Below are 14,156 nucleotides of genomic sequence, written 5' to 3' on the forward strand. Positions count from 1 at the left end.
AAATATTTACCACCACCTTAAAAGTTAAATAGCTTATTAATTGTTTTTGAATATTCTTCTGCTAAACTTTTATTATCAAACTTTTTTAGATTTAATACAGGTTCTTTTATTAATTTTCTTAATGCTGCTTCTAACATTTTTTCAATAACTTCTTTTTCTTTGGAATCCAACTCCAACTTATCATCTATATATTGAAAATACTCTTTTTTAATTTCATTGCATCTTCCATTCAAGTTTCCCACAGTTTCTTCTATCTTCAAACTATTAATCCAACTCATAAACTTCTCAACACTTAAGGATATAATTTTCTCTGCCACTTTTGATAATTCTTCACGTTTTTGAATATTGTCTTCTGATATATTTTTAAAATCATCTATATCATAAAGATGAATATTACTTAACTCTCTTACTCTTTTCTCTACATCTCTTGGAACAGCTAAATCAATTATATCTAATTCTTTTTTTATTTTTTTAATGTGTTCATAATCTATAATTATATGTGGTGATGAAGTTGCTGTAATTAGTATGTCTATATCATCTAAAACTGTATATCTTTTTTCATACTCTATAGGTTTTATATTAGGAAATTCCTGAATCAAATCTAACACGTTGCTATAGGTTCTATTTGCTACAAATATTTCTTCTAATTCTTCACTAGCCAAGTGCGTGAGAGCTAATTTTCCCATGTCTCCCATGCCTATTACACATGCCCTTTTACCCTCTATACTTTTCATATTCCTTTTCAATAACTTAATAGCGATATACACTATAGAAATGGGGTTTTCAGATATTTTCAGTTCGCTTTTTATACTCTTTCCAGCAGTTATAGCTTCTCTAAAGAGCTTATTTAAAACCTTCTTACTATACTTATTTTCTATTGAAAACTTTAAGGCTTCCTTTACTTGACCTAGTATTTCATCCTCACACAAAATCATAGATTGAAGCCCAGATGCTACGTTAAAAATATGTGATACAACCTCTCTATCTTTTTTTATAAATAAATGTTCTTCAATATTTGGAACATCAAAAAAAACCTTAAAAAACTCTACCACTTTACTAATAGTACTTTCTATATCCTTATCTGCAACATAAATCTCACTTCTATTACAGGTAGATAATATACATACTTCTCCAATTCCCTTATGTAATAAATCTTCTGATGCCTTCATCTTTTTAGATTTAGTAAAGGATACCTTCTCTCGTATATCTATAGGTGTTTTATTGTAATTAACACCTATAACAGCTAATCTCATATTTATTGGTTCCCTCCAATTCAGCATTATGTTATTCTTCTATGACGTCTTTTATATGATCTATATATATTTCTTGATATCTCTCATTCTCTCCAATACCGTGCAAATACAAACTCACTGTAAAACCTTCTTTTTCTAGCAAACTTCTACATGAATCCTCTTTCTCTCCACAAATATCTTTCTTTCCATGTTCTCCACAAACAAGCATATATGGCACTAAAACTACATTCTTAATATTATTACTTTTTAATTTTTCCATTATATCATAAATACATGGGTATTCCCCTAAAGTAACTAAGTATACTTTTATTCCTTGTCTAAAAATCTCTTCTTGAAGTTTTTTGTAATATATATTTGCATTATGCTTAGTACCATGTGCTACTAATACTACTACTTCATCTTCCTTAATACTATAAATTTGATTATTTAAAGCTTCTACTGCTTCCTTAATATCCCTGTCATAATAAAGTACTGGTCTTCCTAGTTTAATATCTTTAAATTTACTTTTATATTTCCTAACTAGCTCTGCCGTTTTTTCATATTCAATTCCAGGTATAATATGAAGAGGTTGAACTATAACATAAGTAAAACCTTCTTTTAGCATTTTTAAAATAGCTTCTTCACCTGTATCAATTTTTATATTTGACTTATCTATTAATTTATTTATTATGGCTTCTGAAGTAAAAGCTCTTCTTATTTCCCAATCATAAAAATAATTCTGTATTCTATTCTCTACTACATCAATTGACATTTTTATAGCTTTTTCGTCAGTAGTACCAGAACTTATAACTATTATTCCTCTTCTTTCCATTATATATCTAACTCCTTAATATTTTAAGCATTTTCATACTATATTTTATTAATTAATCTAATTCTACTCTTAGTAATGTTCCTTAAAATAGCCTAGATTACTAAATAAATCTTACATCATAATTCTCCACGAAACAAATACTTAAACAAAAAACCTTCACAAAAGTGTATAATATATGTAAATTTTATAAATAATTTACCAAAGTCTAAAAATTAATAGTATAATTTAAAATAAATACATGAAAAAAGTTGTTATAATATGCACCTAAGGAGGATTAGTATTATGATAAAAGGAAGAATTCATTCTATTGAAAGTATGGGACTTGTTGATGGTCCTGGAATAAGAACAGTAATATTTTTTCAAGGATGTCCCTTAAGATGTCTATATTGCCATAATCCTGATACTTGGAGCATACAAGGAGGAACTGAATTCACATCTGAGGAAATCGTAGAAAAATTATTGAGATTTAAGCCTTACTTCGATAAATCTGGCGGTGGAGTTACATTCTCCGGTGGAGAAGTGTTACTTCAACCAGAATTTCTCCTAGAAACCTTAAAACTTTGTAAAAAAAATAATATACATACTATTCTAGACACTTCCGGCTATGGTCTTGGAGAATATGACAAAATATTAGAATATACAGATTTAGTCTTATTAGATATTAAACATGTAGACGATTCTGGCTATAAAAATCTAACAGGAAAAGGTAAAGTAGAACTTGATACTTTTTTAAAAGCTTTAGAAAAAACTAATACTAAAGTTTGGATAAGACATGTGGTTGTTCCTGGTTTGACTGATTCTGATGAACACATAATAAAAATGGCTAAAATAATAGAAAATATTAGAAATGTTGAAAAAGTTGAATTACTCCCATACCACACTTTGGGAACTAGTAAATATGATATTTTAAATATAGAATACAAGTTAAAAGATATACTTCCTATGAATAAAGATCGTACTCATGAATTAGAAATTCTACTAAGAAAAACTTTAGATAAAAGTTATGATAAATATTAATTCTAATCTATAACTCATAAAAAAGAAGTTCACTGCATAGTGCAGTGAACTTCTTTTAAACAATTATTATTTTAAGTTTTGTTCGTAAGATTGAACCATTTTCTTAACCATGTTTCCACCAATTGATCCTGCTTGGCGTGATGTTAAATCTCCATTATAACCTTCTTTTAATGTTACTCCAACTTCACTTGCAGACTCCATTTTGAATCTGTTTAATCCTTCTCTTGCTTCTGGTACTAATACTCTATTGTTTCTTGTCATTTTAATTACCTCCTTTATTTTATATAATTCCTTTTAATGTTTAATTTTGTTTTGTTGTTACGATATAAGTTTGCGCAGTATGAAGATAAATAAACTATTATATTACTAGAAAATAAGCTAAGATTTGTCTAAATTGGACAAATCTTAGCTTATTTTATTATGGCATATTTTTAAAGTGATCCTTCATTTGTACAAGATTAAATATCAAATCTACAGTTGGATATCCTATTGCATTTAAACTTTCTACAACTTGAGCTGACATATTAGTACCTGATAATATGTCCTGAGCATTCGCATTAGTATTCTTGACCATTAGTAGTGTCAATGTTCCAAGGATTATCTTACTGCACTTAACTATGTTCGAATTTTTCATTTTAGCTTCACAAATGTTAATATCAATTTTATCTTTTATTTTTCTTACTGGAGTACTTAAATTAATTGCAATTATCATAAATTACTCCTTAAAATTAATGCTTTATTTATTATATGATAAATGCCTTCATTTGTTTAATCAACTTTTTTATAATTAAAAACTCTTAATCTAAATGCATTCATAGCTGTATCTCCCAGTTGATCCATCAACTGATAGTTTGCAACAGCTCCTATAACCGCACCTATTCCAGGTAGTAATTGAAGCATCTTTGCAATATCTACATAATCTCTATACTCTTGTTGAAATGTTCTCCAGTTAAAATCATCAATTTCTTTTGGTAGTTTATCTGAATGTTTCTTCCAATTCTTAACAACACTGTATACCTTATTTCTATTTTTCTGACTTGAAAAAGCAAGTTGAAAAACATATAAAATATAAAGCCTTTCTTTATAGTCTGTAACACTAAAACCGTATGCTGCTGCTGTATCAAATAAAAACTTCATTTTCAAACTTAAAAGGACAGGAAAATCTGCAAGTCCTAATAAAATCCCTCCTGCTCCTGTACCTGCTCCACTAACAGCAGCAGCTTTTTTATAAAATTCTAGTCTCTCTCTGACTTGATTTTCTCGCTCTTCTAATGCTCCATTAGTTATAGGTTCCTTTGTGATATATTCTGAACTTGTAAGAACTGCCTTTATCATTCCCTTTATAGCTTCCGTAAACATATCATGAATTTTTTCTGGAATTAAGTCGTTTGTTTTATTCTGTATTTCTTTAGTAAATTTATTTGTAACTGAAGGTCTTCTTTTCATTTTTTGTTCCCAAGCTATTAATTCCTTAAGAGCCTTGTCATTATACTTTGACATACCTATTCCTCCAAATATCTTATTGATTATAATTCCTTTAGTTTTCCACATTATATAAATTATTATAATATAAAGATAATTATGTAGAATAGATTTTCATATTTATAAAAATAAAATTCCTACTCCTAAAATAGTTATAATAGACCCTATTACCTCTTTAGGGGTAATTTTTTCTTTCAGTAATATAATTGCTGGAGGTATTATTAATACTGGTACAATGGCTGTAATAGTAGCTGCAACGCCTGCTGTAGTATGCTGTATTGCTAATAGAGAAAAAGATACTCCTAAAAAAGGCCCAAATAAAGCACCTAAGGATATTCTTTTTAATGCTGATGTATTTTTTACTGCAACAATTAAATTACTATGTTTTTTCATAATAAGTATAAGTATTGAAAAACCTATAATTCCAGCTATTATACGTATTTGAGTAGCAGCAAAAGGATTATAATCCTTCATTCCAAACTTACTTAAAATCGTACCAAAAGCTTGTCCTAACGCTCCTAAAAAAGCAAAAATCAATCCTTTTATAGGGTGCGAGAACTGCATCCTCCCTTCACCCTCCTTCTTCTTTAAAACAACAATAGCAATCCCTAAAACTGTTATTCCCATTCCAATTAGATTAGTTCTTGTCAATCGTTCTCCAAAAACTATAAAGCTTATTAAAGCAGTAATAGGTGGAACAAAGGACATCACAAGCATAGAAATCCTTGATCCTACTTCAATGTATGCCTGAAATAAAAATAAATCTCCTATTACAAAACCTATTAATCCTGAAATGATTAACCAGATCCAAGTACTTCGTGATGCATCTAATGGTAAGAACATCCCTCTACTTATAAGGGTATATGTACTTAGTAATATAAGTCCTACTATAAGTCGTATAAAATTAACTGATAAAGAACCTACCTTCTTTCCTGCGGATTCAAAGGATAATGCGCTAACTGTCCAAAACATTGCCGTCAATAATGCTGCAAATTCCCCCAGATGTGTTTGAAACATGCTTTCTCCCCCCAATTAATGATTAATTTTGAAATAAATAAAAAACACTAAGCAAATGCTTAGTGTTTTAACCTTACCTGGCGATGTCCTACTCTTCCACACCGTCTCCAGTGCAGTACCATTGGCGCTGTGAAGCTTAACCATCGTGTTCGGGATGGGTACGGGTGTATCCTTCACGCCATAATCACCAGATGACCAGACATCCAAAATCTTTGATTTTGTGATGATCGGTTACTCATGAGCATCAGCTCAGGAGTTTCCTTACCCTTTAGGGCTCTGATCTACTCTTCAATATAATTGAATGAGTGTCCTTTGAGATTGTTCTCTCAAAATTGCACAGTGAATTTAATATTTAGATCAAGTCCTCGATCTATTAGTATTAGTCAGCTGAGTACATTACTGCACTTACACCCCTAACCTATCAACCTGGTAGTCTTCCAGGGATCTTACTAGCTTACGCTATGGGAAATCTAATCTTGAGGTGGGCTTCACGCTTAGATGCTTTCAGCGTTTATCCCTTCCCGACATAGCTACCCAGCTGTGCTTCTGGCGAAACAACTGGTGCACCAGAGGTCAGTCCATCCCGGTCCTCTCGTACTAAGGACAGCTCCTCTCAAATTTCCTACGCCCACGGCGGATAGGGACCGAACTGTCTCACGACGTTCTGAACCCAGCTCGCGTGCCGCTTTAATGGGCGAACAGCCCAACCCTTGGGACCGACTACAGCCCCAGGATGCGACGAGCCGACATCGAGGTGCCAAACCTCCCCGTCGATGTGGACTCTTGGGGGAGATCAGCCTGTTATCCCCGAGGTAGCTTTTATCCGTTGAGCGATGGCCCTTCCATACAGAACCACCGGATCACTAAGTCCGACTTTCGTCCCTGCTCCACCTGTATGTGTCGCAGTCAGGCTCCCTTCTGCCTTTACACTCTACGCGCGATTTCCGACCGCGCTGAGGGAACCTTTGAGCGCCTCCGTTACCTTTTAGGAGGCGACCGCCCCAGTCAAACTGCCCACCTAGCAATGTCCTGTGACCAGATTCATGGCCGCCAGTTAGAATTCCAGTACTGTCAGGGTGGTATCCCAAGGACGACTCCACGAAAGCTGACGCTCTCGCTTCTTAGTCTCCCACCTATCCTGTACAGACAATACCGAAATGCAATGCTAAGCTACAGTAAAGCTCTACGGGGTCTTTCCGTCCAACCGCGGGTAGCAAGCATCTTCACTTGCACTTCAATTTCACCGGATTTGCTGCCGAGACAGTGCCCAAATCATTACGCCATTCGTGCGGGTCGGAACTTACCCGACAAGGAATTTCGCTACCTTAGGACCGTTATAGTTACGGCCGCCGTTTACTGGGGCTTAAGTTCATACCTTCGCTTGCGCTAAGCATTCCCCTTAACCTTCCAGCACCGGGCAGGCGTCAGCCCCTATACATCAGCTTACGCTTTAGCAGAGACCTGTGTTTTTGATAAACAGTTGCTTGGGCCTGTTCACTGCGGCCTCCTCTCGGAGGCACCCCTTCTCCCGAAGTTACGGGGTTAATTTGCCGAGTTCCTTAGCAGCAATTCTTCCGACGGCCTTAGGATTCTCTCCTCATCTACCTGTGTCGGTTTGCGGTACGGGCACCAATTTGCTCCATAGAGACTTTTCTTGGCAGCGTGGAATCAGATACTTCGCCCATAGGGCTCCCCATCACACCTCAGACTTAAATTGAGCGGATTTGCCTACTCAACATCCTAAGTGCTTAGACGCACATCCAATAGTGCGCACATCCTATCCTCCTGCGTCATCCCATTTGTCAAACGCATTTTGGTGGTACTGGAATATCAACCAGTTGTCCATCACCTACGCCTTTCGGCCTCGGCTTAGGTCCCGACTAACCCTGGGAGGACGAGCCTTCCCCAGGAAACCTTAGATATTCGGCCAACAGGATTCTCACCTGTTTCTCGCTACTTATGCCAGCATTCTCACTTCTGCACTGTCCACCACTCCTTACGATATGGCTTCTACCTGTGCAGAAAGCTCCTCTACCACGTGTACGTAGTACACATCCATAGCTTCGGTGGTAAGTTTTAGCCCCGTTACATCTTCGGCGCGGGATCTCTCGACTAGTGAGCTATTACGCACTCTTTAAATGAGTGGCTGCTTCTAAGCCAACATCCTAGTTGTCTTAGAAATCCCACATCCTTTCCCACTTAACTTACACTTTGGGACCTTAGCTGATGGTCTGGGCTGTTTCCCTTTTGACCACGGATCTTATCATTCGTAGTCTGACTGCCGGGGTACCAGTATGTGGCATTCGGAGTTTGATAGGGTTCAGTAACTGTTGTCAGCCCCTAGCCCATTCAGTGCTCTACCTCCACTACTTAATTACCCGACGCTAGCCCTAAAGCTATTTCGAGGAGAACCAGCTATCTCCGAGTTCGATTGGAATTTCTCCGCTATCCACAGCTCATCCCATGGTTTTTCAACACCAACGTGGTTCGGACCTCCACGGAATTTTACTTCCGCTTCATCCTGGCCATGGATAGATCACCCGGTTTCGGGTCTACGATATGCAACTAGTTGCCCTGTTCAGACTCGGTTTCCCTTCGGCTCCGCACCGTAGGTGCTTAACCTTGCTACATATCGTAACTCGCTGGCCCGTTCTACAAAAAGTACGCCGTCACACATTAACGTGCTCCGACCGATTGTAGGCACACGGTTTCAGGTTCTATTTCACTCCCCTTCCGGGGTTCTTTTCACCTTTCCCTCACGGTACTGCTTCACTATCGGTCACTAGGTAGTATTTAGCCTTGGGAGATGGTCCTCCCAGCTTCCCACAAGGTTTCACGTGTCTCGTGGTACTCTGGAGTAGATCTACTTCTCTCTTCTTTTTGCCTACAGGGTTATTACCTTCTACGACAGAACTTTCCAGTTCTCTTCGACTAAAAAGATTGAAGCGTTATGATCTATCCGCAACCCCAGAAACAAAGTTTCTGGTTTGGGCTCTTCCCCTTTCGCTCGCCGCTACTGAGGGAATCGATTTTTCTTTCTCTTCCTTCTGGTACTTAGATGTTTCAGTTCCCAGAGTGTACCTCTATATACCTATGAATTCAGTATATAGTACATGATGTTTATCATGTGGGTTTCCCCATTCGGAAATCTACGAATCACAGGCTGTGTGCGCCTACTCGTAGCTTATCGCAGCTTATCGCGTCCTTCTTCGGCTCCTAGTGCCAGGGCATTCACCGTGCGCCCTTTCTAACTTGATCGTTAGACGCTTGTAAACATAAATGTTATACAAGACTTCACTCCTCAGATATACTGAGTGAGATTTATTACTAAAACTAATTACTTAGTTTTAGTAGATTTCTTAATATTCACTGTGCAATTTTCAAAGAACAATTAATGAAAGACATTAGTCTTTCAAAATTAAACAGAATTAAGGATAAATTATTTCCAGTCTATGAAAGCTGTGAGCTTTCATTTCTCCCTAGAAAGGAGGTGATCCAGCCGCAGGTTCTCCTACGGCTACCTTGTTACGACTTCACCCCAATCACCAATCCCACCTTCGACTGCTGGCTCCTTGCGGTTACCTCACAGGCTTCGGGTGTTACCGGCTCTCATGGTGTGACGGGCGGTGTGTACAAGACCCGGGAACGTATTCACCGCGACATTCTGATTCGCGATTACTAGCAACTCCAACTTCATGTAGGCGAGTTTCAGCCTACAATCCGAACTGGGACCGGTTTTTTAGTTTGGCTCCCCCTCGCGGGTTTGCTTCTCGTTGTACCGGCCATTGTAGCACGTGTGTAGCCCTAGACATAAGGGGCATGATGATTTGACGTCATCCCCACCTTCCTCCTGGTTAACCCAGGCAGTCTCGCTAGAGTGCTCAACTTAATGGTAGCAACTAACGATAAGGGTTGCGCTCGTTGCGGGACTTAACCCAACATCTCACGACACGAGCTGACGACAACCATGCACCACCTGTCTTCCTGCCCCGAAGGGCTTCCTCTGTTACGAGTAATTCAGGAGATGTCAAGTCTAGGTAAGGTTCTTCGCGTTGCTTCGAATTAAACCACATGCTCCGCTGCTTGTGCGGGTCCCCGTCAATTCCTTTGAGTTTTAATCTTGCGACCGTACTCCCCAGGCGGAATACTTATTGCGTTTGCTGCGGCACCGAGGGTGGTACCCCCCGACACCTAGTATTCATCGTTTACGGCGTGGACTACCAGGGTATCTAATCCTGTTTGCTCCCCACGCTTTCGTATCTCAGCGTCAGTTACGGTCCAGAAAGTCGCCTTCGCCACTGGTGTTCTTCCTAATCTCTACGCATTTCACCGCTACACTAGGAATTCCACTTTCCTCTCCCGCACTCTAGATACCCAGTTTCAAATGCAGCGCCCAGGTTAAGCCCGGGAATTTCACATCTGACTTAAATATCCGCCTACATACTCTTTACGCCCAGTAAATCCGGACAACGCTTGCCACCTACGTATTACCGCGGCTGCTGGCACGTAGTTAGCCGTGGCTTCCTCCTTGGGTACCGTCATTATCGTCCCCAAAGACAGAGCTTTACAATCCGAAGACCTTCATCACTCACGCGGCGTTGCTGCGTCAGGGTTTCCCCCATTGCGCAATATTCCCCACTGCTGCCTCCCGTAGGAGTCTGGACCGTGTCTCAGTTCCAATGTGGCCGATCACCCTCTCAGGTCGGCTACGCATCGTCGCCTTGGTGAGCCGTTACCTCACCAACTAGCTAATGCGCCGCGGGTCCATCTCAAAGCGGATTGCTCCTTTGATTATCTTCTCATGCGAGAAAATAATGTTATGCGGTATTAATCTCCCTTTCGGGAGGCTATCCCCCTCTTTGAGGCAGGTTACCCACGTGTTACTCACCCGTCCGCCGCTAATCCGTTCCCGAAGGAACTTCATCGCTCGACTTGCATGTGTTAGGCACGCCGCCAGCGTTCGTCCTGAGCCAGGATCAAACTCTCAATTTAAAAGTTTAATCTATTACTCATTACTTAAAGTTATTGACTGGCATTTTATTTACCTTAATTTCTGTTTAATTTTCAAAGACCAAGTTTTCTTCGCCATCTCTCGACAACTTATTCATTATATCAACCTCAAATTGTTTTGTCAACAGCTTTTTTAGCTGATATTGTTTTTTCTTCGCTCTCTCGAAGCGACAAGGAATATCTTATCATAAAACCTTTTAAACATAATAATAATAAGGCTTGTTTAATTAAATAAACTCTATATTGATTCTAATTTCTCTTAATATCATTAAAATAAGTATATGGACACGCAAGGATATGTATTCTTAATTATATAAAATATATACTATTAAAACTTCATTTCCCTACCATAATTCTTCTATATATATATCTTATATATATATCTTATATATATTGCTAATAAAATATCCTCATTAACTTATAACAGTTAAAACTAAATACTCCTTCAGTAGTTTAAATTAAGGATTTCTACAAAAAAATAAAAACACTAATACTTTTAGTGTTTTATCTTATATGTAATGATTAATATATAATGGCTCCGCGAAAAGGATTCCAACTTTCAGCCTTTTTATTTTAAAAATAAAAAAGAGGCTATCTCAAGGCAACTAAACAATTTTTCAAGACATAACCTCTTTTATTTTTCATCTGAAAACTATATAAACAAATATATTTATTTCAAGTTAATCATTTAATATTAAAATTCTAATTTATCAATATATTCTTTTAAGGTAGTTGTTGAAATTTTTAATTTATTTAACTCTTCTTTATTTAAAGGGACCTCTAATATTTTTTTTATTCCACTAGAGCCTACTATTGTTGGAACACCTACATAAACATCACTTATTCCATATTGCCCTTCAAGCAAACTTGAAACTGTTAAAATAGAATTTTCATCTCTTAATATCGCCTCAACTATTCTTCTTATAGCTAAACCCACAGCAAAATAAGTTGCCCCTTTTCTATTAATAACTTCATAAGCTGCATTTTTTACATCATGATGAATTTTATTTTTTGATAATTCATCATACTTTTTACAAACATTTTTACAGTAATCATCTAGATTCATACCAGCAATATTAGTTAAACTCCAAGTTGGAACCTCAGAATCTCCATGTTCACCTATTATATACGTATGAATATTTCTATCATCTATATTAAAATATTCACTTAATAAATGTTTAAATCTTGAAGTATCAAGAACTGTACCAGATCCTATAACTCTCTGTTTCGGAAATCCTGAAAGTTTATATGTTATATAAGTTAATATATCTACAGGATTTGAAACAACTAATAATATAGAATTGGGACTATGCTCTACAATATTTGGAATAATTTTTTTAAATATATCAAGATTTTTATTTATTAAGTCTAATCTTGTTTCGCCAGATTTTTGAGCTGCCCCAGCAGTTATAATTACTATATCAGAATCAGCTGTATCTTTATAATCTCCAGCATATACATCTACTGGCTTTACAAAAGATACTCCATGAGCTAAATCCATAGCTTCTCCAAGTGCTTTTTCTTTATTTATATCTACAATAACAATCTCAGATGCAAGTCCAGCTATCATAAGTGCATAAGCAGCAGTTGCTCCTACAAATCCTGCACCTATTATTGATATTTTAATACGCTTAGTATTCATACTATCACCTCTATTGAAATAATTTTTTCGTTACTTAAATTATATACAAATCTAGCACTTATATTTACACAATTATCTCTTATTATCTTCATTTATACAAAATTCATACAAAGCTTAATTAATAAGAATTCTAGTATTTTTTCTCACTATGTTAATTATATAACAATAAGTAATGAATTGTAAATATATTTTTATTATATTTTGATAAACTTTTAACAATCACTAAGAAATTTTTTTTATCTAAATTAAGATGCATTGTCTTTTATTGCATTTTTTATTATATTTTATTCTTAAAAACCTTTCATATATTAATATTATTATTTTTCATTTTACAAAACTTTGTTATTTTTATACCAATAAATAATTTTTAATTTTGATATAAAAATAACAAAGTTTAAAAATTTTTCTTAAGAATCAAAAAATAAAAAACACTAAGCATTTGCTTAGTGTTTTCATCTTACCTGGCGATGTCCTACTCTTCCACACCGTCTCCAGTGCAGTACCATTGGCGCTATGAAGCTTAACCATCGTGTTCGGGATGGGTACGGGTGTATCCTTCATGCCATAATCACCAGATTATGGCTCCGCGAAAAGGATTCGAACCTTCAACCTATCGGTTAACAGCCGAGTGCTCCACCGTTGAGCTATCGCGGAATACATTATTTATATTATATGAAAGATAGAAAAAGATATACTATCTTTTTTCCATTATTCCTTCAAAATTGCACAGTGAATTTAATATTTTAGATCAAGTCCTCGATCTATTAGTATTAGTCAGCTGAGTACATTACTGCACTTACACCCCTAACCTATCAACCTGGTAGTCTTCCAGGGATCTTACTAGCTTACGCTATGGGAAATCTAATCTTGAGGTGGGCTTCACGCTTAGATGCTTTCAGCGTTTATCCCTTCCCGACATAGCTACCCAGCTGTGCTTCTGGCGAAACAACTGGTGCACCAGAGGTCAGTCCATCCCGGTCCTCTCGTACTAAGGACAGCTCCTCTCAAATTTCCTACGCCCACGGCGGATAGGGACCGAACTGTCTCACGACGTTCTGAACCCAGCTCGCGTGCCGCTTTAATGGGCGAACAGCCCAACCCTTGGGACCGACTACAGCCCCAGGATGCGACGAGCCGACATCGAGGTGCCAAACCTCCCCGTCGATGTGGACTCTTGGGGGAGATCAGCCTGTTATCCCCGAGGTAGCTTTTATCCGTTGAGCGATGGCCCTTCCATACAGAACCACCGGATCACTAAGTCCGACTTTCGTCCCTGCTCCACCTGTATGTGTCGCAGTCAGGCTCCCTTCTGCCTTTACACTCTACGCGCGATTTCCGACCGCGCTGAGGGAACCTTTGAGCGCCTCCGTTACCTTTTAGGAGGCGACCGCCCCAGTCAAACTGCCCACCTAGCAATGTCCTGTGACCAGATTCATGGCCGCCAGTTAGAATTCCAGTACTGTCAGGGTGGTATCCCAAGGACGACTCCACGAAAGCTGACGCTCTCGCTTCTTAGTCTCCCACCTATCCTGTACAGACAATACCGAAATGCAATGCTAAGCTACAGTAAAGCTCTACGGGGTCTTTCCGTCCAACCGCGGGTAGCAAGCATCTTCACTTGCACTTCAATTTCACCGGATTTGCTGCCGAGACAGTGCCCAAATCATTACGCCATTCGTGCGGGTCGGAACTTACCCGACAAGGAATTTCGCTACCTTAGGACCGTTATAGTTACGGCCGCCGTTTACTGGGGCTTAAGTTCATACCTTCGCTTGCGCTAAGCATTCCCCTTAACCTTCCAGCACCGGGCAGGCGTCAGCCCCTATACATCAGCTTACGCTTTAGCAGAGACCTGTGTTTTTGATAAACAGTTGCTTGGGCCTGTTCACTGCGGCCTCCTCTCGGAGGCACCCCTTCTCCCGAA

The 14,156-nt window shown here is 37.8% G+C and carries 8 protein-coding genes, 1 tRNA gene and 5 rRNA genes (1 of these 14 cut by a window edge); 1 reads left to right on the forward strand and 13 read right to left on the reverse strand.

All coding sequences use genetic code 11. The features are described from left to right. Positions 1-17: 17 nt before the first annotated feature. Both hemA and ACX0KU_RS15580 read right to left on the reverse strand, forming a co-directional pair. Positions 18-1,253, reverse strand: a complete 1,236-nt coding sequence (gene hemA / locus ACX0KU_RS15575; protein WP_472990895.1) for a glutamyl-tRNA reductase — start codon at positions 1,251-1,253, stop codon at positions 18-20. Positions 1,254-1,284: 31 nt separating this feature from the next. Further along, a complete protein-coding gene (locus ACX0KU_RS15580) occupies positions 1,285-2,064 on the reverse strand; it encodes a sirohydrochlorin cobaltochelatase (RefSeq protein ID WP_472990896.1) in 780 nt (259 codons plus the stop codon). Positions 2,065-2,346: 282 nt separating this feature from the next. On the opposite strand from ACX0KU_RS15580, the gene pflA reads away from it, so the two are divergent. Continuing rightward, on the forward strand, positions 2,347-3,081 hold the full coding sequence (gene pflA / locus ACX0KU_RS15585) for a pyruvate formate-lyase-activating protein (RefSeq protein WP_472990897.1): 735 nt from the start codon (positions 2,347-2,349) through the stop codon (positions 3,079-3,081). 66 nt (positions 3,082-3,147) lie between these two features. Here pflA and ACX0KU_RS15590 read toward each other — a convergent pair whose 3' ends face one another. The 11 genes from ACX0KU_RS15590 to ACX0KU_RS15640 all read right to left on the reverse strand — a co-directional run. Next, on the reverse strand, positions 3,148-3,342 hold the full coding sequence (locus tag ACX0KU_RS15590) for an alpha/beta-type small acid-soluble spore protein (protein ID WP_472990898.1): 195 nt from the start codon (positions 3,340-3,342) through the stop codon (positions 3,148-3,150). A gap of 157 nt (positions 3,343-3,499) precedes the next feature. Continuing rightward, complete coding sequence (locus ACX0KU_RS15595) at positions 3,500-3,793, reverse strand: hypothetical protein (protein ID WP_472990899.1); 294 nt, start codon at positions 3,791-3,793, stop codon at positions 3,500-3,502. A 56-nt stretch (positions 3,794-3,849) separates the two neighbouring features. After that, positions 3,850-4,581 carry an EcsC family protein gene (locus ACX0KU_RS15600; protein WP_472990900.1) on the reverse strand — a complete coding sequence of 244 codons (732 nt, stop codon included), beginning with the start codon at positions 4,579-4,581 and terminating at the stop codon, positions 3,850-3,852. A 102-nt stretch (positions 4,582-4,683) separates the two neighbouring features. Next, positions 4,684-5,580 carry a DMT family transporter gene (locus ACX0KU_RS15605; RefSeq protein ID WP_472990901.1) on the reverse strand — a complete coding sequence of 299 codons (897 nt, stop codon included), beginning with the start codon at positions 5,578-5,580 and terminating at the stop codon, positions 4,684-4,686. Positions 5,581-5,655: 75 nt separating this feature from the next. Then, positions 5,656-5,772, reverse strand: a 5S ribosomal RNA gene (gene rrf, locus ACX0KU_RS15610). Between the two features lie 161 nt (positions 5,773-5,933). Further along, a 23S ribosomal RNA gene (locus tag ACX0KU_RS15615) occupies positions 5,934-8,838 on the reverse strand. A gap of 225 nt (positions 8,839-9,063) precedes the next feature. Continuing rightward, a 16S ribosomal RNA gene (locus ACX0KU_RS15620) occupies positions 9,064-10,572 on the reverse strand. Together the 16S, 23S and 5S rRNA genes form the textbook arrangement of a ribosomal RNA operon. 712 nt (positions 10,573-11,284) lie before the next feature. Further along, entirely contained in the window at positions 11,285-12,232 is a 948-nt protein-coding gene (locus ACX0KU_RS15625) for an L-lactate dehydrogenase (RefSeq protein ID WP_472990902.1), read from the reverse strand. A 459-nt stretch (positions 12,233-12,691) separates the two neighbouring features. Beyond that, positions 12,692-12,808: ribosomal RNA gene (rrf, locus tag ACX0KU_RS15630) — 5S ribosomal RNA — on the reverse strand. A gap of 3 nt (positions 12,809-12,811) precedes the next feature. After that, positions 12,812-12,886: transfer RNA gene (locus ACX0KU_RS15635), tRNA-Asn, on the reverse strand. A gap of 90 nt (positions 12,887-12,976) precedes the next feature. Then, a 23S ribosomal RNA gene (locus tag ACX0KU_RS15640) occupies positions 12,977-14,156 on the reverse strand (it continues 1,725 nt past the right edge of the window).

This window comes from Clostridium sp. X (assembly GCF_055755365.1).

Bases quoted from the DNA above. Each gene is read 5' to 3' on its own strand.
- ACX0KU_RS15580 (WP_472990896.1), bottom strand. From the start codon at position 2,064: ATGGAAAGAAGAGGAATAATAGTTATAAGTTCTGGTACTACTGACGAA.
- pflA (WP_472990897.1), top strand. From the start codon at position 2,347: ATGATAAAAGGAAGAATTCATTCTATTGAAAGTATGGGACTTGTTGAT.
- ACX0KU_RS15625 (WP_472990902.1), bottom strand. From the start codon at position 12,232: ATGAATACTAAGCGTATTAAAATATCAATAATAGGTGCAGGATTTGTA.
- ACX0KU_RS15595 (WP_472990899.1), bottom strand. From the start codon at position 3,793: ATGATAATTGCAATTAATTTAAGTACTCCAGTAAGAAAAATAAAAGAT.
- ACX0KU_RS15605 (WP_472990901.1), bottom strand. From the start codon at position 5,580: ATGTTTCAAACACATCTGGGGGAATTTGCAGCATTATTGACGGCAATG.
- ACX0KU_RS15600 (WP_472990900.1), bottom strand. From the start codon at position 4,581: ATGTCAAAGTATAATGACAAGGCTCTTAAGGAATTAATAGCTTGGGAA.
- hemA (WP_472990895.1), bottom strand. From the start codon at position 1,253: ATGAGATTAGCTGTTATAGGTGTTAATTACAATAAAACACCTATAGAT.
- ACX0KU_RS15590 (WP_472990898.1), bottom strand. From the start codon at position 3,342: ATGACAAGAAACAATAGAGTATTAGTACCAGAAGCAAGAGAAGGATTA.